This is a genomic window from Tessaracoccus caeni (assembly GCF_029211185.1).
Lineage (GTDB): Bacteria > Actinomycetota > Actinomycetes > Propionibacteriales > Propionibacteriaceae > Arachnia > Arachnia caeni.
On the sequence record NZ_JARGDO010000017.1, the window covers coordinates 81,425 to 99,593 of the forward strand.

General features: G+C 65.6%; 12 protein-coding genes. 10 read left to right on the forward strand and 2 right to left on the reverse strand.

Features of this window, described 5'->3' with window-relative positions; genetic code table 11:
• Positions 1 to 44 precede the first annotated feature (44 nt).
• Both P0D62_RS14540 and leuS read left to right on the forward strand, forming a co-directional pair.
• Positions 45 to 965, forward strand: a complete 921-nt coding sequence (locus P0D62_RS14540) for a carbohydrate kinase family protein (protein ID WP_275703272.1) — start codon at positions 45 to 47, stop codon at positions 963 to 965.
• Between the two features lie 62 nt (positions 966 to 1,027).
• Positions 1,028 to 3,505 carry a leucine--tRNA ligase gene (leuS, locus tag P0D62_RS14545; protein WP_275703273.1) on the forward strand — a complete coding sequence of 826 codons (2,478 nt, stop codon included), beginning with the start codon at positions 1,028 to 1,030 and terminating at the stop codon, positions 3,503 to 3,505.
• 63 nt (positions 3,506 to 3,568) lie between these two features.
• Here the strand turns inward: leuS and P0D62_RS14550 are convergent, their stop codons facing one another.
• Entirely contained in the window at positions 3,569 to 4,348 is a 780-nt protein-coding gene (locus P0D62_RS14550) for a helix-turn-helix transcriptional regulator (RefSeq protein ID WP_275703274.1), read from the reverse strand.
• A 230-nt stretch (positions 4,349 to 4,578) separates the two neighbouring features.
• Here P0D62_RS14550 and P0D62_RS14555 point away from each other — a divergent pair, with 230 nt between their 5' ends.
• From P0D62_RS14555 to holA, 6 genes are all read left to right on the forward strand, one after another.
• Complete coding sequence (locus P0D62_RS14555) at positions 4,579 to 5,361, forward strand: ComEA family DNA-binding protein (protein WP_275703275.1); 783 nt, start codon at positions 4,579 to 4,581, stop codon at positions 5,359 to 5,361.
• Complete coding sequence (locus tag P0D62_RS14560; RefSeq protein WP_275703276.1) at positions 5,358 to 7,688, forward strand: ComEC/Rec2 family competence protein; 2,331 nt, start codon at positions 5,358 to 5,360, stop codon at positions 7,686 to 7,688. Before P0D62_RS14555 ends, P0D62_RS14560 begins: the two co-directional genes overlap by 4 nt.
• A 241-nt stretch (positions 7,689 to 7,929) precedes the next feature.
• Positions 7,930 to 8,811, forward strand: coding sequence for an LCP family protein (locus P0D62_RS14565; protein WP_275703277.1), 882 nt, complete (start codon positions 7,930 to 7,932; stop codon positions 8,809 to 8,811).
• Positions 8,812 to 8,847: 36 nt separating this feature from the next.
• Positions 8,848 to 9,744: a hypothetical protein gene (locus P0D62_RS14570; RefSeq protein ID WP_275703278.1), complete on the forward strand. Its 897-nt coding sequence runs from the start codon at positions 8,848 to 8,850 to the stop codon at positions 9,742 to 9,744.
• Positions 9,745 to 9,773: 29 nt separating this feature from the next.
• The gene (locus tag P0D62_RS14575; RefSeq protein WP_275703279.1) at positions 9,774 to 12,515 is read left to right on the forward strand and encodes a FlgD immunoglobulin-like domain containing protein; all 2,742 of its coding nucleotides are present in this window, start codon (positions 9,774 to 9,776) and stop codon (positions 12,513 to 12,515) included.
• Positions 12,516 to 12,602: 87 nt separating this feature from the next.
• On the forward strand, positions 12,603 to 13,562 hold the full coding sequence (gene holA / locus P0D62_RS14580; protein WP_275703280.1) for a DNA polymerase III subunit delta: 960 nt from the start codon (positions 12,603 to 12,605) through the stop codon (positions 13,560 to 13,562).
• A 351-nt stretch (positions 13,563 to 13,913) separates the two neighbouring features.
• Here holA and rpsT read toward each other — a convergent pair whose 3' ends face one another.
• A complete protein-coding gene (gene rpsT / locus P0D62_RS14585) occupies positions 13,914 to 14,180 on the reverse strand; it encodes a 30S ribosomal protein S20 (RefSeq protein WP_275703281.1) in 267 nt (88 codons plus the stop codon).
• A 319-nt stretch (positions 14,181 to 14,499) separates the two neighbouring features.
• On the opposite strand from rpsT, the gene lepA reads away from it, so the two are divergent.
• Together lepA and P0D62_RS14595 are read left to right on the forward strand one after the other, a co-directional pair.
• Positions 14,500 to 16,329 carry a translation elongation factor 4 gene (lepA, locus tag P0D62_RS14590; protein ID WP_275703282.1) on the forward strand — a complete coding sequence of 610 codons (1,830 nt, stop codon included), beginning with the start codon at positions 14,500 to 14,502 and terminating at the stop codon, positions 16,327 to 16,329.
• Between the two features lie 63 nt (positions 16,330 to 16,392).
• A complete protein-coding gene (locus P0D62_RS14595; RefSeq protein WP_275703283.1) occupies positions 16,393 to 18,141 on the forward strand; it encodes a DEAD/DEAH box helicase in 1,749 nt (582 codons plus the stop codon).
• Positions 18,142 to 18,169: the final 28 nt, after the last annotated feature.

Sequence of the window (18,169 nt, forward strand, 5' to 3'; positions counted from 1 at the left end):
TCATTTTTCGCCGGTGACGACGGTCAGGGCAGTAGAGTTCCCTCATGCGTTTTGTGGTGTGCGGTGAAGCACTGATTGACATGCTGTCCGGTGACGAGCGGACCCCCGCGGAAAGCGCCTGGCGCGCCCTGTCCGGCGGCGGCCCGATGAACACGGCCGTCGCGCTCGGAAAGCTCGGCTTGGACAGCCACTTCCTCGGCCGGCTCAGCTCTGATGCCTTCGGTCGCCAGCTGGCCGAGCACATCGAAAGCAACGGCGTGCAGCTGGATCTGGCGATCACCACCGACGATCCCACCTCGCTGGCCATCGTGTCCCTGGACGACGAGGGCAAGGCCCACTACACCTTCCACTTCCACGGCACGTCCAACTTCAACTGGCACGACGAGGAGTTCCCGGAGCTGTCGGAGGGCGATTGGCTCCACTTCGGCTCCATCGGCGCGGTCACCGACCCCAGCTACTCGCCGGTGCTTCGTTTCGTCGCCGGAACTGAGGCCAAGATCAGCTTCGACATCAACGTGCGCCCCACGGTGATCCCCGATCGCGCCGAGTACAACGAGAAGGTGGCCAGCTTCCTGCGCGTCGTCGGTGAGAACGGCGGCATCGCCAAGGCATCCGACGACGATCTGCTCTGGCTCACCGAGGGTGCGGATCCCGTCGAGACCGCGCAGCGCTGGTGTGCGGAGTTCGGGCTTCCGCTCTTCATCGTCACCCTCGGCGCCGACGGCGTGGCTGCCGTGCGCGGCGACGGCTCCGTCGTGAAGGTGGCCGGTCGTCGAGTCGAGGTCGCTGACACGGTGGGGGCCGGTGACACCTTCATGGCCGGTTTCCTGTCGTCCTACGCCGACAACCCCGAGGCCTTGGAGGCTGCTCTCGATCGGGGCGTGGCCGCTGCGGCGCTGGTCTGCACCAGGCAGGGCGCCAAGCCGCCGACCGCCGAAGAGGTTGACGCCTTCCTCTCGCGCTAGACTGGGCCGGCCGTCGGGCCACGTCCGGCGGCACTTCACAGCCAAGCAGGAGTATGAGTTCCGTGAGCCAAGACGAGGTCCAGCACAAGACCTACGACAGGGTGCAAGCACAAGACAAGTGGCAGCAGTTCTGGGAGGACGACCAAACCTTCCGCGCCCTTGACGACGGCAGCCGCGAGCGCCGCTACGTGCTCGACATGTTTCCGTACCCCTCCGGCGACCTGCACATGGGGCATGCCGAGGCCTATGCCATGGGCGACGTCGTCGCGCGCTACTGGCGGATGAAGGGCTTCGACGTTATGCATCCGATCGGCTGGGACTCGTTCGGCCTGCCCGCGGAGAATGCCGCCATCAAGGCCGACGCCCACCCGTCCACCTGGACCTACAACAACATCGAGACTCAGGTGCGCTCCTTCAAGCGCTACGGCCTGAGCCTGGACTGGTCGCGCCGGCTGCACACCTCCGACGAGGACTACTACCGCTGGACCCAGTGGCTGTTCACCCGCTTCTTCGAGAAGGGCCTGGCCTACCGCAAGGACTCCTACGTCAACTGGTGCCCGCAGGACCAGACGGTGCTGGCAAACGAGCAGGTCGTCGCCGGCCAGTGCGAGCGCTGCCATTCGGATGTCACCAAGCGCCAGCTGAACCAGTGGTACTTCAAGATCACCGACTATGCGCAGGAACTGCTCGACGACATGTCGCAGCTGGAGGGCGGCTGGCCCGATCACGTGCTGACCATGCAGCGCAACTGGATCGGCCGCTCCGAGGGCGCAAACGTCGACTTCCGCGTCGAGGGCCGCGACGAACCCATCACGGTGTTCACCACCCGGCCCGACACGCTGTTCGGCGCCACCTTCATGGTGGTCGCTCCCGACGCCGCGCTGGCGGCCGAGCTGGTGACCGACGAGCAGCGTCCCGCGTTCGAGGCCTACCTGGACCAGGTCAAGCGCATGACCGAGATCGAGCGCCAGTCCACCGAGCACGAGAAGACCGGCGTCTGGCTGGGCACCTATGCCACCAACCCCGTCAACGGTGAGCAGGTTCCGATCTGGGCCGCCGACTACGTGCTGGCCGACTACGGCACCGGCGCGATCATGGCCGTGCCCGCGCACGACCAGCGCGACCTCGACTTCGCCCGTAAGTTCAGCCTGCCCGTGCGCGTGGTGCTGGACGTCGATGGCACCGACCCGGCCGAGACCGGCGTGGCCACCGTCGGCGATGGCGCGTACCTGAACTCCGGGCTGCTGAACGGGCTGACCGACAAGGCCTCCGGCGTCGCGACCATCACCGAGCAACTGCAGGCCGACGGCATGGGCAGCGGCACCGTGCAGTTTCGCCTGCGCGACTGGCTGCTGTCGCGTCAGCGCTTCTGGGGCTGCCCCATCCCGATCGTGCACTGCGCCTCCTGTGGCGAGGTTCCGGTGCCGGACGACCAGCTGCCCGTGCGCCTGCCCGACCTGCGCGGTGCCGCCCTGGCGCCCAAGGGCACCTCGCCCCTGGCGTCGGCCACCGACTGGGTCAACACCACCTGCCCGTCGTGCGGCGGTGCGGCTCAGCGCGACACCGACACCATGGACACCTTCGTGGACTCGTCCTGGTACTTCCTGCGCTACTGCTCCCCGGGCTACGCCGAGGGGCCGTTCGATCCCGAGGACGTACGGCGCTGGATGCCCGTCGACCAGTACGTCGGCGGCGTCGAGCACGCCATCTTGCACCTGCTGTATATGCGCTTCTTCACCAAGGTGCTGCGCGACCTGGGCATGGTCGATTTCGACGAGCCCATGCTGCGCCTGCTCAATCAGGGCCAGGTGATCAACCAGGGCAAGGCCATGAGCAAGTCGCTGGGCAACGGCGTCGACCTGGGTAAGCAGATCGACGAGTTCGGCGTCGACGCGGTGCGCCTGACGGTCGTGTTCGCCGGTCCGCCGGAGGACGATATCGACTGGGCCGACGTGTCGCCGGCCTCGTCGCTGAAGTTCCTGCAGCGCGCCTACCGGATCGCCTTCGAGGTGACCTCGCCCGTCGACGCCGACCTCGCCGCCGGCGACCCCGGTCTGCGCAAGGCGACGCACAAGACCATCGCCGAGATCTCCACCCTGGTGGAGGGCGGCCGGTTCAACGTGGCCGTCGCTCGTGTGATGGAACTGGTCAACGCCGCGCGCAAGGCGATCGACGGCGCCCCCGGCCCGTCGGATCCGGCCGTGCGCGAGGCCGCGGGCTTCATCGCTCAGGCACTGAGCCTGGTGGCCCCGTATGTGGCCGAGGAGATGTGGGAATCGCTGGGCTACGCGCCGTCGGTGGCCAACAGCGCCTGGCCGGTTGCCGATCAGGCGCTCATGCGCGAGGACGCCGTCACCATGGTCGTCCAGATTCAAGGCAAGATCCGCGCCAAGCTGGAGGTCAGCCCGGAGGTCACCGAGGAGGAGGCGCTGGAGCTGGCGCTGGCCGATGCGGGCGTCCAGCGCAGCCTGGCGGGCCGCGAGGTGATCAAGGTGATCGCCAGGCTGCCTAAGATGCTGAGCCTGGTGCCCGGCAAGTAGCCGCGGCTTCGAGGGAGCCGGTCCGACGCTCGTCGGACCGGCTCTCCGCTTTTCGGGCCGTCGTCAGCTGGCGTGGCGCTGCCACCACGCAGCAGCCGCAGCTCGTCCGGAGAGATGGGCCTTCTGATAGATCGAGTCCAGGTGTTTGCGCACGGTGCGCTCCGTGATGTCCAGCCGGCGCGCGATCTGACGGCTGGTCATGCCGAGGACGAGGAGGCGCAGAACCTGCTGCTCGCGGCTGGAGGGCCAGTAGTCGGTTTCAGGCACCTGGCGGGGGAGCATCGGCTGCGGGGAAGGCGATGCTGGTTCCTTTGCGGTGTCGACCAAGCGCTGCAACTCGGTGCGAATGGTCAAGGCATGGGACAGCACGCTTTGCAGCTGAGCCATGTGATCCATCTGCTCGGCTGAAAAGTCCCTCCTCGTGCCGTGTGCGCCGAGGAGGATGAGCTGCTCGGGCGTGCGGAACAGAGGTGCCGCGGAGGCGAATCGCGTGTCCGCAGGATAGGAATGGGTGGCGTGGAAGACGGCCGTGTCGCGGAAACGCGGCAGGTCCAGGATGTCGCTCAGCCTGATCGGGCCGGCGGTTCCCAGCGCAAACATGGTGGCGACGCCGGGATGAGCGCGAAGATCGGGCATCGTCTGGCCGTGTCGAGGTTCCTCCTTGGTGAGGCGTATTGGCGAGTCCACCCAGCTGGCGACACGGAGACTCCACCGTCCTGTTCGCGTCAGGTTCACCACATGCAGAAAGACGGTGTCGTCGAAGAACTCTTCGAGTTCGGTGCACAGCTGCGTCTCCCAGGGGGCGCTGGTGCAGGCGATAGCCCATGCTTCTTTCTTGAGCATTGCCAGGAATCTGCCCTCTTGTGACGCCATGTCACACCCCGCTCCTCAGTCCGGCCGCGCCTGTGGGGAACGTCGACGTTCGGCTCGTGGGGCCATGATAAACACCGCACCGGTCTAGCTCTGGCTGAGTCTGTGGTCGCTGTGCAGCTCGGCACTGTGCACAGCGCCTCGACTATCCACAGGCGACGAAGTCGACGAAAAATGTGGCGGAGTTCGCACTATCACGGGGTATGCGACCGAGCCCAGCAACCACCGAGGAACTGGTCCGCGCCCGTCTGGCCTACGTGAGTGCCGGACGGCCGTCTCCCGCCGGTCCGAGGCGTGCCGTCGCGGCCGAGTTGGCCGAGGACGACGCCGAGATCCCCGTGGTCGCGGAACCTCCTTCCGTGACTCAGGCTGCGTGGTGGTCTCGTTTCGAGGTGACCCGCAAGCACGTGATCGCCGCAGTGGTGCTGCTGATGTGCGGGGTGCTGCTCGCGCTCTTCGCCATCCTGCGCACTCAGGCAACCGAGGTGGAGCTGTCGCAACCCGAGATCATCTCGACGCCGGCCGTGTCGGCTGCAACGAAGGAGGATTCGCCCGTCGAGATCCGTGTTCACGTCCTGGGCGGGGTCAACGATCCGGGCGTCGTCACCCTGCGCGAGGGCGCGATCGTGGCGGATGCCATCGACGCGGCCGGCGGGTTCAGTGAAGACGCCGAACCAGGACAGCTCAACCTGGCGGCCGCGGTGGCCGAGGGCATGCAGGTGCTGGTGGGCGTCGAGGGTCAGGACAGCGCGGTCAGCACCGGCTCGGCGGAGGGGGGTTCCAGCGGAGAGGGCGCGGGCGTCAACCTCAACACCGCAACGCAGGCCCAACTCGAGGAGCTGCCCGGCGTGGGCCCTGTGACCGCCACCGCCATCATCGCGTGGCGCGAGCGCAACGGCGGCTTCTCGTCGGTCGCCCAGTTGCGCGAGGTGGACGGGATCGGACCCAAGACCTTCGCCACGCTCGAGCCTCTGGTGAGCACGTGAAGGATCACGACTGGCGGCTGGTGCCCTCGGCCGGTGTGGCGTGGTTCGCCGCCTGGTTGGGGGTCAGCGGGCACCACACGGTCGCGGTCTGGTTCACGGTGCTGGGTGCAGCTAGCGCGGTCTTGGTGCAGCTACGATGGGTGCGGCTCGCTTGCCTGGTGTTCGTGGCGGTAGCGATCACCTCCCTCGTCGCATCGCACCTGCGCCATGCCGGCGCCGTATCCGACTATGCGCTACAGAAGGTGGGGGTAGCCGCGCAGGTCCGGGTCACGGAAGAGGCTCGCCTCTTCGATGGTCAGGGAAGACCCGCCCTCGCTCGCGCCCCGGCCCGGTTGGAGTGGTTCGACGCGCGGGGACAGACCTTTCGGCAGTCGGTTCCGGTGGTGCTGACGGCGCGCGGCGACGAGGTGGCGTACGCGCGCGATCTCAGGGTCGGTGGACGGTATCTGATGCGTGGGGTTCTCTCACCGTCGGACGAAGGCGATGCCGAGTCGGCCGTGCTCTCCCTTACCCAGGAGCCTCGGTTGCTCGGGGAACCCGGGCCCCTGCATCGTGTTGCGGCGGCGGCGCGCCAGGGCATCAGGGACGCTACCGCTGGGCTGGCCCCGGAGCAGGCGGCCCTGGTGCCGTCCTTGGTGGTGGGCGATACCAGCCGGATCACGGAACAGATGGAGCATGACTTCAAGGTCACCGCCCTCACCCATCTGATGGCCGTCTCCGGTGCCAACCTCACCCTCATGTTGGGAGTTGTGCTCGCGCTGGCGCGTGGGCTCGGGGCAAGAGGGTGGCTCGTGCGAGGGATCGCCGCCGGCGGGGTGGGCATGTTTGTGCTCGTGTGTGGCCCCGAGCCCTCAGTGCTGCGAGCTGCGGTCATGGGACTCATCGCGTTGGCCGCCACGGGGGTCGGCAAAAGCCGACGGTCGCTGCGGGCGTTGTCGGTGTGCGTGATCGCCCTGCTGCTCATCGACCCGTGGCTGGCGCGAAGCTTCGGGTTCGCCCTGTCGGTGTCGGCGTGCGCGGGCATCGTCCTGCTGACGCCCACGTGGATCGAGACGATGACTCGCTGGTGCCCACGGTGGGCGGCCGAAGCCTTCAGCGTCCCCTTGGCCGCGCAGCTGGCCACGACTCCCTTGATCGTGCTGCTCAGCAGCCAGATCTCCGTGGTGGGGGTGCTGAGCAACCTCTTGGCCGCGCCCTTCGTCGGCCCGACGACGGTGCTGGGCTTCGCCGCCGCTGCGGTCTCTTGGTGGCCGGCGTTGGCGTCGCTCCTTGGATGGGCCGCGGGGTGGGCGGGGCAGCCCATTCTGTGGATCGCGCGTGCCACCGCCGCGTTGCCCGGGGCGTCGGCGGCCTGGCCACCGGGGTGGTTTGGTATGGGGGTGGCGATCGTCATGTCTGTCTGCGCCGCGCTGCTGGTCAGGCCGCTGCTCAGCAGATGGTGGTCGGCCGGCGCGGTCGTCGCGTCGCTCGTGCTTGCCTCCTTCCTGCGTCCTCCGGTGCTCGGCTGGCCGATGGACGACTGGAGGGTGGCCTTCTGCGCCGTGGGTCAGGGAGACGCCACCGTCCTCAGAGCATCCGATCGCGACGCGGTGCTGGTGGACGCGGGGCCCGATGCCTCGTCGGTGCTCGCGTGTCTGGAGGCGCTCGATGTGAGCCGGGTGCCGATGGTGGTGCTCACCCACTATCACGCCGATCACATCGGAGGACTTGCCGCGATCTTGGAAAGATACGACTCGAGCCTGGTGCTCGTGAGCGCGTTGCCCTCGCCGGCGGCAGCGGCCGAGTCGGTGCGCAGCGCTGTGCGGGATGCCGGGGCGGAGGTTCGGGTAGCCCTGCCAGGAGAGACCATTTCGGTGGGGGACGTCGTCTGGAGCACGATCACCGGAGGGGAATGGGCCCTGGCGTCGGCTGCTGAACCGGCCGCCTCCGACCTGGGAGAGTCGTCGGAGGAGAACGACGCCTCGGTCGTGGGGGTGGCGGAGGTCGCCGGGATCCGCGTCCTGCTCCCCGGAGATACCGAACCGGAGGGCCAACGACGTGCGCTCGCGCTCGCCGCTGAGCTCGGCATCTCGATCGAGGTGGACGTGCTGAAACTGCCCCACCACGGCTCGTCCAGACAGGACGAGGCCTTCTTTCGAGAGTCTGCAGCGTCGGTCGCGGTGGCCAGCTCGGGAGTAGGTAACTCGTACGGACACCCGAGCGCGGCCGCGCTGCGGCTCAGCCAAGAGCTGGGCATGACGGTGTTGCGCACGGACGAACAAGGCTCGATCGCCCTGGCTCCCAAGGAAGGAGCGTTGGCGGTCCTTACCAGCGGACGACAGCCCTGAACCCGATTTTGGCAGCCGAGTCTTGGTATGAGGGCAGAAGCCGGTCTGGGATCTACCGTAACTATCGGGAAAATTTCGTTCTTTGTTGTCGTCCAAAAGGATGACATCCAGATTTGCGCGGCACCCTCAACCAGTAGGTGACGGTCAGCTAGCCTTCGGTAGGTACCATTGCTGGTTCGATCACGGAGTCCGAATGTCTGATAGGCCCTTCTGTAAACGCAGATGCGTCGCGGCGTCGATCATGATCTTCACCGGTGTGGTCCTGATCATTACCTCTATTTATGGTGTGGTGATGACCGCGCAACTCGGACGATTCACTTGGCAGTCTACGTCGGTGTTGCCTGGAGATACCTATCTCCTGCTGGGGAGCGACTCAAGAGACAACGTGTCAGCAAGTGCGCTGGAGAAGTTGGGTCGCGTGCAGGACACAGGTGGGCGAGCTGATGTGGTTCTCCTTGTTCATCCATCCAAGGACAGAAGCAGCAGCACTATTTCGGTGCCGCGAGATCTTCTTGTCATCGATGACGAGGGGAACCCGCAACGGCTGGCAATGACCTTGCTCGACGGTGCCGAGGCCACCGCTCGGTCTCTTTGTCGAACGCTCGATGTGGGCGTAGATCACGTCGCTGTCGTGGAGCCAGAAGCTCTCATTAACATCGTGGATGCGGTGGGTGGCGTCGAAGTAGCTCTTCCTGCTGCCGTGCGTGATGTCAAAGCGCACTTGGACTTGCCGGCGGGTGAGAGCGTTCTGGACGGGATGGCAGCCATGGCGTTGGTCCGATCGAGGCAGCCCGAGCGATACGTATCGGGCAAGTGGGTCGCCGCAGGCGGCCGAGAGGGCGCGCTGACGAGAGCTGAGGGTGCGCTTCAGATTCTGGAGGGTGTCAAGGAGCGCCTGAATGAGGGCGCGTGGCCGGGTCTGGTGGGCGCGGCATGGGGAGTTGCTCGAGCTGTCTCAATCGATGACGACTGGCAGCTATCGGACGCCTTCCGCTTGAGTGCAGCCATGCAGAACCCGGTCGCTTTACCGACCGAGTCAATGGGTGGAGTCGCGTTTCTGGCAACTCCTGAAACCTTCGGGTTTCTTGCGGACGTCGGCTTGTCCGAGTGCTCCCTTCAATAGTTTTTCACATTCACAATCAGTGACGACAGGAGAGAAATGAAACTCATCAAGACAGTCGCAGTGGCTTTGCTCGCATTGGCGCTGGGCTTTGCGGCCACCCCGGCAGCGCATGCTGACGGAGGAACGATGACCGCTACCCCCAACCCGGTTGCGCCGGGAAAGTCCTTCACGCTGTCCGGTACGGGCTGTGTTAAGGAAATCTGGCAGACCCCGACCGTGTACGTGTATGCGGGCAAGCAGTTTGCGCTGGGCGAGCCCAACACAAAGGGCGAATGGTCGGTCGAGATCACCCCGACGAAGGATGATGGTAAGAGCCTCGCCGTCAGTGCCACCTGTGACCAGTATGGGTCCAGTTGGAGCTACAAGTCGGTCACCGTCAAGGTCGGGACGGGTGTCAAGGCCCTCGTTGGCGCCACCCCGAAGATCTCGGGCACCGTCCAGGTGGGGAAGAAGCTGACGGCCAAGACGGGTACCTGGTCGCCGAAGCCCAGTTTCAGCTACCAGTGGTACCGGGACGGCAAGAAGATCAGCAAGGCCACCAAGTCGACCTACACGCTGACGTCGTCGGACAAGGGCACCAAGATCACGGTGAAGGTGACCGGTAAGAAGTCGGGCTACACCAGCGTCACCAAGACCTCCAAGAAGACGGCGTCGGTGAAGGCCGGCACGCTGTCGACCAAGACCCCGACCATCAGCGGTACCGCAAAGGTGGGCAAGAAGCTGACGGCCAAGCCGGGCACCTGGACCAGCGGCACCAAGTTCAGCTACCAGTGGTACCGCAGCGGCAAGAAGATCTCGAAGGCCACCAAGTCCACCTACACCTTGTCCAAGTCGGACAAGGGCAAGACCATCACGGTCAAGGTCAAGGGCACCAAGTCGGGCTACACCAGCGTCACCAAGACCTCCAAGAAGACCGCAAAGATCAAGAAGTAGGTCGATCGCAGCTGCTGAGAGGGAACCCCATGCCCAAGTTGAACCGCTCAAGGCGAGCCGTGTCGGATATCTCTGGAACCAAGTTGAGGGTGAGGAGGCCTATCGCGATGGTGGCCGGGGCGGCACTCGTCCTGGGCGGCTCAGTGAGTCCTGCCTTGGCAGAGGCGCGGCCGACAGCGACGGTGGATATCACCGTCCCCACGAAGAGCCTGGTCGGTGGCGGGCTCTACAAGCTCTCGACGGGGGGAGTCGCCCTCCATGCCTACGACCTCGATGGTTACCAAGGATGGCGTGTCACCTCTGATGGGAAGACCTGGAGAACGCCAGATCTTCCCGGCTGGGCGGATGAGTGGGATTCAAGGCCGGTCACGGGTGTCGATGGCGTGGACTACATCACCGGGGTGGCGTATGAGGATGGGCAAGATTATGCGCGCCGGGTACCGATAGCAGGGGGCAAAGACGTGCGCGTCTCATTACCGATGCTCGCTATGGGAGACCAGATAGCAGTGCTTCCTGACGGGGCGGTGTTCGCCGCAGAGGAGGCCCCTGAACTCCGATTCAGGCCTTTCGACGGTGTCGAACAGGTGATTGCTGATATCGCCGATGTGAGCGCTTTGGTGGTCGCTTCGCCCTGTCATGCCATTGTTACTGGCTATGATGCGGGTGCTAAAAGAAAGCTGGGGATCTATGATACCTGCGCCAGGAAGTACATTTCTTTGCCGTCCCCACCTTCGGCCACATCTTTCCACGTCGACAAGGCGTTAGTCCTCGATGATGAGGTGCATATTGGGGACTCCGAAACGCACTGCGCCGTTCCTTTGGTCGGCGGCAAATGGGTCTGCCGAGAATTCGATGGAGGTGTGCCAACCTTGCTTGGGTGGCTCACCTATGATAATCGGCTGATTGATACAGACACCGGCAAAGAACTATGGTCGTTTGATGCTGGCTCATGTGAGGCGGGGCTCATGGGCGTCGTCTGCGACAGCGCCGAAGGGAGCATCTTCCTTCCGACGAAAGCCGGGGCTGGGAAGAAGTTCGCCGAACGCCCGCGCGAACCAGTACCTGGCTCTCCGGTGGGGTTTTCGGGCGATGCTCTCGTGCTGTCTACCAGGGGTGCGCTGTTCCGTGCGACGCTCGCTGCGGACGGAAAGAGCGCCAGCCCCCCTGAATTCCTGGCTCAGCCGGGCGAGGTAGCGGTCTCCGCTGCCAGGGTGTGGGTTGGTGACCGGTTGTACGACCGTGGTCAGCCAGTGTCGGAAGGACCGACGATTCCTGCCTGCGAGAACGTCCGCCTGGTGTCAGGCCCGTTCGTCCTCTCTTCGGGGAAGTGCTCGGGCAAGTACGTGACGACGGTACGCAATGTATCGGGGGATGAACTCTGGTCTCAGAAGTCTGAGCATTACAGCGAAGCCGGTCAAGGCCTGTTCGGATCTCGTCTTCTTGCAGCAAAGGAGGATAAGGGCGGCAAGCGTACCTCTCTGTATGTCGTCGACTTCGAGTCAGACAAGCAACTTGGTTCGCTCGGGACAGATGCTGATGTTCTCGGATTCTGGGGCGATGAAGCCTATCTTCTTAAGCGCATGGGGGACGAAGATCATCCCAAGACTGTCCTCCAGAAGTGGCTGGTGCTGACAGGAGAGGTCGAACAGCTCGCGGAGTTTGCGGACGAGCTCTATGGGTACGGTGGAAACGATCAGGTAAGTGACGGGACCGCAGTCATCCCCGGATACCCAGCCACCGTGATCGACACCAGTACCGGTCGGATCATTGCCCTTGAGGGTGGGTCTGCTCCGCGTCTGGTCTACAACAACAGGGTGGCGGGTTTCGTCGCCACCCCGGGTGGCTCAAAGGTGCGCGTGCACACCCTCGATGTCGGGGGCAAATCGGCACCGAGGCTCTTGGGGACAGTAGCGCCGTCCTCCTTCGCCCAGGGAACCACCTGGGCACCGGAGTTCGACCTGACCAAACCACTCAAGGCTGGGAAGCTGGTGTTCAAGGATGCCAAGGGAAAGGCTGTTCGCAGTGTTCCTCTACCTGCTTCCGGCGACGGCTCGTATCGTGGTGTGGGCTGGGACGGAAAGACGGACGCTGGGGCTGACGCTGCGCTCGGAACCTACACCTGGGAGATCCAGGCCACCGATGATCCTGGTCGCACCGGGCTGAAGGCTGGTCAGCTAGCGAAGGCCCTTGATGGCAAGGGGTCGGCGAGCGGCACGGTGAAGCTCACGAGCAGGGGCCTTGAGGGGCCGACACCGAAGGTCTCTGGCACGGTACAGGTGGGTAAGAAGCTCACCGCGAAGCCGGGAACTTGGAGGCCTTCGGACGTGAAGTTCAGCTACCAGTGGTATCGGGATGGGAAGAAGATCTCCAAGGCCACCAAGTCCACCTACACGCTGACGTCGTCGGACAAGGGGACCAAGATCACCGTCAAGGTGATCGGTAAGAAGTCCGGCTACACCACGGTGTCGAAGATGTCGAAGAAGACGGCGTTGGTGAAGGCCGGGACGCTGTCAACCAAGACGCCGACCATCAGTGGCACTGTAAAGGTTGGCAAGAAGCTGACGGCCAAGCCGGGAACATGGTCACCTAAGCCGAAGTTCAGCTACCGGTGGCTGCGGAATGGAAAGTCGATCAAGGGCGCCACGAAGTCGACCTACACCTTGTCCAAGTCCGACAAGGGCATGAAGATCACGGTGAAGGTGACCGGTAAGAAGTCGGGCTACACCACCGTCACCAAGACCTCGAAACCAACCGCGAAGATCAAGAAGTAGCGGCCGCTCTGGCGCAGCAGGCAGCGGGAGGGTTCGTGTAGGGCGTGAGCTTTCCCGCTGTCGGTGACCCCTGGCATGCTTGGCCTCATGATCTTCGGCTCCACCCTGCTCGTCACCGGACCCGACGAGTTGCTGGGCGAGCGCGCCGTGCGGGCCCGCCGACAGCAGGCGCTCAAGGAGCGCCCGGAGGCTCAGATCAATGAAGTGACGGCAGATCAGCTCGAGTCCACGATGCTGAACGAGATCGTCGGAGGTTCGCTGTTCGCCAGCGACATCGTCGCCATCATCGACGACCTCGGGTCGTGCCCGGCCTCCGCGGTGGAGCAGGTGCTCGCCATCGCGTCAGATCCAGGCCCCGATCTCTGCTTGATCCTGCGTCACCGCGGTGGCGTGAAGGGCAAAGGCCTGCTGGACAAGCTGAAGAAGGCCAAGGTGCCGACGGAGTCCGTGGTCGCGCCCAAAGCCTGGGAGTTGCCCAAGTTCGTCCTGGCCGAAGCCAAGCGGCTGAAGATCTCGATGCCCCAGGATGCGGCGGAGGCGCTTGTTGCGGCCGTCGGCAGCGATCTGCGTGCCCTGGTGGGAGCCGTCGCGCAGCTGGCCGCGGACTCGCCGACGTCAGAGGTGGATGCCGCCACGATCAAGAGGTACTTCGCCGGTCGGGCAGAGGTGACGTCGTTCGCCGTCGCCGATGCCATCCTGGCCGGCAACGCGCCGCTCGCCGTCGAGCGGTTGCGGTGGGCGCTGAACACTGGCGCGGCCCCGGTGCTGATCACCAGCGCGTTGGCCAACTCGTTGCGGGGCATGGGAAAGTTCCTCGACGCAGAGTCCGGCCGGATGGCCGGAGCAGAGCTGGCGCGCCACGTCGGGGTTCCGCCGTGGAAACTGAAGGATCTGTCCCGGAACTCCCGGCTGTGGGGATCCGCCGGCATCGCCAGCGCCATCCGCCTGGTGGCTCAGACCGACGCCGACGTCAAGGGCGCGGCGGTGGATGCCCAGTATGCGTTGGAAGCCATGGTGCTAGGAGTGCTGGCTCAGCGTCGTCGGTGACCACCACGACGCTTCTCCGACCATGAGGGGTCGGGACGCCAATGACGCTCTTTGAGGTGCGAGCGAAGCGAGCCTCGACAATCAAGGTGGGCGCGCAGCACTTCATCCACGCTCTTTGAGGTGCGAGCTTGCGAGCCTCGAAAAGAGCCGACGCGACCTTCGGCTGGGACTGCTCTTCGACTGCCAGCTGGGTCCTTTCGAGGCGACTTCGTCGCACCTCAAGGAGCGTGAAGGGAGGAGCGTGGTGCAAAAGCACGCAAAACAGCGTCTCGACCACCGAGTGGGTCGAGACGCTCGTTGTTTTGCTCAGCCCGCCTTGTCAGACGGCCCTAGCGGCGGAGCCGCCTGGGCTCAGGCTGCGAGCTTGTTGACAGCGCGCGAGATCGAAGACTTGCGGTTCGCTGCCTGGTTCTTGTGGATGACGCCCTTGCTCACGGCCTTGTCGAGGGCGCGGTTGGCGGCCTGCGACAGCACAACAGCCTGCTCGTTCTGGCCAGCCTCGACGGCGGCGCGGAACTTGCGGATGTGCGTGCGCAGCTCCGACTTGACGGCCTTGTTGCGCAGACGAGCCTTCTCGTTGGTCTTGATGCGCTTCTTCTGGGACTTGATGTTCGCCACTTGGCAAGCCTCTGAATCTTGTTGACTACTCGGTAGGGCGCCCATTCGGACGCGACGACCCAGATTACACCGCTGTCCCGGTAGGCCCCAAATCGACCATCGATGACGTCGACCCGTGCGCGATCAGCCGTCGCAGCATCGCGCGTCCGTGCATAGATCTGCGCCAGCGCGAAGCCCTCGCACTGTAGGCGAGGCCTCAATCCATACGCAGATGTGTGTTCAGAAGGGGTGGGAAAGAAGGGAGCGAAGGCGGAGGGGTGAGGTGTGGGAGAATGGCACGACTGTTTTGTCGCCCCTTGACCCTCCCGAGGAACACTGCATGCCCGCACCGCGCCCAGGACGTACCCGCCCGGACGTCATCCGCAACTTCTGCATCATCGCGCATATCGACCACGGTAAGTCGACCCTGGCCGACCGGATGCTGCAGCTGACCGAGGTGGTCGACGCCCGTCAGATGCGCGCACAGTACCTCGACCGGATGGACATCGAGCGCGAGCGCGGCATCACGATCAAGTCGCAGGCCGTGCGGATGCCGTGGAGCGTCGGTGACGAGACCTACGTGCTCAACATGATCGACACGCCCGGGCACGTCGACTTCACCTACGAGGTGTCGCGTTCCCTGCAGGCGTGCGAGGGCGCCATTCTGCTGGTGGACGCGGCTCAGGGCATCGAGGCGCAGACGCTGGCCAACCTGTACCTGGCCATCGACGCCGACCTCACCATCATCCCGGTGCTGAACAAGATCGATCTGCCGAGCGCCCAGCCGGAGAAGTATGCGGCCGAGCTGGCCGGCATCATCGGCTGCGACGCGTCGGAGGTGCTGCAGGTCTCGGGCAAGACCGGCGCGGGCGTCGCCGACCTGCTCGACGCCGTCGTGGCCCAGATCCCGGCGCCCGAGGGCAATGCGGATGCGCCGGCTCGAGCCTTGATCTTCGACTCGGTCTACGACACCTACCGCGGCGTCGTCACCTACGTGCGCGTGGTCGACGGCGAGCTGAAGCACCGCGAGCGCATCCTGATGATGTCTACCGGCGCCGTGCACGAGCTGCTTGAGGTGGGCGTGATCGCGCCGGAGCCGGTGAAGGCGGACTCGATCGGCGTCGGCGAGGTGGGCTATCTGATCACGGGCGTGAAGGACGTGCGCCAGTCGCGCGTCGGCGACACCGTGACCAACAACGCCAAGCCCGCCGATCAGGATCTGGGCGGCTACCAGCACCCCAACCCGATGGTCTACGCGGGCCTGTACCCGATCGACGGCGACGACTTCAACGAGCTGCGCGAGGCGCTGGAGAAGCTCCAGCTCAACGACGCCGCCCTCACCTACGAGCCCGAGACGTCGGGCGCGCTGGGCTTCGGCTTCCGCATCGGCTTCCTCGGCCTGCTGCACATGGAGATCGTGCGCGAGCGCCTGGAGCGCGAGTTCAACCTCGACCTCATCTCCACCGCTCCCAACGTGGTCTACCGCGTCGAGATGGAGGACAAGTCGGAGCACGTCGTGACCAACCCGTCGGAGTACCCGACGGGCAAGATCGCGGCCGTCTATGAGCCGGTGGTGCGCGCCACCATCCTGGCCCCGGCCGAGTACATCGGCACCATCCTGGAGCTGTGCCAGACCCGGCGCGGCATCCAACGCGGCCTCGACTACCTGTCGGAGGACCGCGTCGAGATCCGCTACACCCTGCCGCTGGCCGAGATCGTCTTCGACTTCTTCGATGCCCTGAAGTCGCGCACCAAGGGCTACGCGTCGCTCGACTACGAGGCCGACGGCGAAGAGGCCTCCGAGCTGGTGAAGGTCGACATCCTGCTGCACGGCGACCCCGTCGACGCGTTCTCGGCCATCGTGCACAAGGACAAGGCCTACTCCTACGGCCTCACCATGGCCGCCAAGCTGAAGGAACTGATCCCGAGGCAGCAGTTCGAGGTGCCGATCCAGGCCGCCATCGGCTCCCGAGTGATCGCCCGAGAGACCATCCGCGCCATCCGCAAGGACGTGCTGGCCAAGTGCTACGGCGGCGACATCTCCCGCAAGCGCAAGCTGCTGGAGAAGCAGAAGGAAGGCAAGAAGCGGATGAAGATGGTGGGCCGCGTGGAGGTGCCCCAGGAGGCCTTCGTCGCCGCGCTGTCCACGTCGGAGCCCAGCAAGAAGTAGTTCTGACAAGGGCGCGTGTCAAACTCGCGTCCTGTCGGTGGCTCGTACTAAGGTCGCGGACCTATGCGTGTTGCGGCCTTCGATCAGATCTCGCCCGCCTTTCCCGGCCGGGCGGCGTGGGGAACAGCCGGCAGCCTGCGTGAATGGCAGGCGGCGGCATTCGAGCAGTACACCAGCGAGAACCCGCGCGACTTCCTGTGTGTCGCGACGCCTGGCGCCGGCAAGACCACCTTCGCGCTGCGCATCGCCCATCACCTGCTGACCACCGACGTGGTGCAGCGGATCGTCGTGGTGACCCCCACCGAGCACCTCAAGGTGCAGTGGGCCGACGCGGCGGCTCGCGTGGGCATCCACCTGGACCCGGGAACCAACCGCTCCACCAAGCGCGGCCGCTCCCGGCAGTTCGACGGCTCGGCCGTCACCTACGCCGGCGTCGCGATGCGGCCGTGGTCCTATGACGCGCTGTGCCACGCCGTCGACACCCTGGTGATCTTCGACGAGATCCACCACGCCGGCGACACCCTCAGCTGGGGCGAGGCCGTGCTGGAAGCCTTCGGGCCCGCGACGCGGCGTCTCGCGCTGACCGGCACCCCCTTCCGCTCCGACGAGAGCCCCATCCCGTTCGTCACTTATGAGGAGACCGCACCCGGCGTGCGCACCTCGCGGGCCGACTACACCTACGGCTACGCCGAGGCGCTCGCCGACCACGTCGTGCGTCCCGTGATGTTCATGAACTACGGCGGCGCCATGCGCTGGCGCACCAAGGCCGGCGACGAGCTGGAGGCGGATCTCGGCTCGCCGCTCACCAAGGACCTGACCGCCCAGGCGTGGCGCACCGCGCTGGCGCCGACCGGGGAGTGGATCCAATCCGTGCTGCGCGCCGCGGACGCCCGGCTGACCCAGGTGCGGCGGCACGTTCCCGACGCCGGTGGCCTGGTGATCGCCACCAACCAGAGCCTCGCGCGGTCGTACGCCAAGGTGCTGAAGGAGATCACCGGTCAGAGCGTCACAGTCGTGCTCTCCGACGACGCCAAAGCCAGCGGCAAGATCGACGAGTTCTCCGCGTCGGAGGACCGCTGGATGGTGGCGGTGCGGATGGTCTCGGAAGGCGTCGACGTGCCGCGCCTGGCCGTGGGCGTCTACGCCACGGCCACCTCCACCCCGCTCTTCTTCGCCCAGGCCGTGGGGCGCTTCGTGCGTTCGCGGCGGCGCGGCGAGGTGGCCACCGTCTTCCTGCCCACGGTGCCGATCCTGCTCTCTCATGCCACCGCGCTGGAGCGGCAGCGAGACCACGTGCTGGGCAAGACCAAGCAGGACGACGGGCTGTGGGACGAGTCCGAGGCGCTGATGGCCGAGGCCAACGCCAAGGACGCCGCCTCCGACGACCTGCTGGGCCAGTATGAGGCGCTGGAGTCGCAGGCCACCTTCGATCACGTGCTCTATGGCAAGCAGGCCTATGGCATGCACGCCGAGCCGATGTCCGCCGACGAGGAGGACTACCTGGGCCTGCCAGGGCTGCTGGACCCCGATCAGGTCGGCACTCTGCTGCGCGAGCGGCAAGCCCGCCAGGTGAGGCGCCGGGAGCGTCAGACGCGGCGCTCGGAGGAGCCGGTGGTCTCCCTGCACAGGGCGCTCGAGGCGAGGCGCAAAGAACTCAACTCTCTGGTGTCCCAGTACGCGGCCAGGGAGGGCATGCCGCACAGCCACGTCCATGCCGCCCTGCGTCGCGAGTGCGGCGGCGGCAAGCTGGCCGAGGCGACCACCGATCAGGTGGAGGAGCGGATCGCCGCCGTCAAACGCTGGTTGCACTGAGCCCCCGGAGCGGCGAGGGATAGGGTTG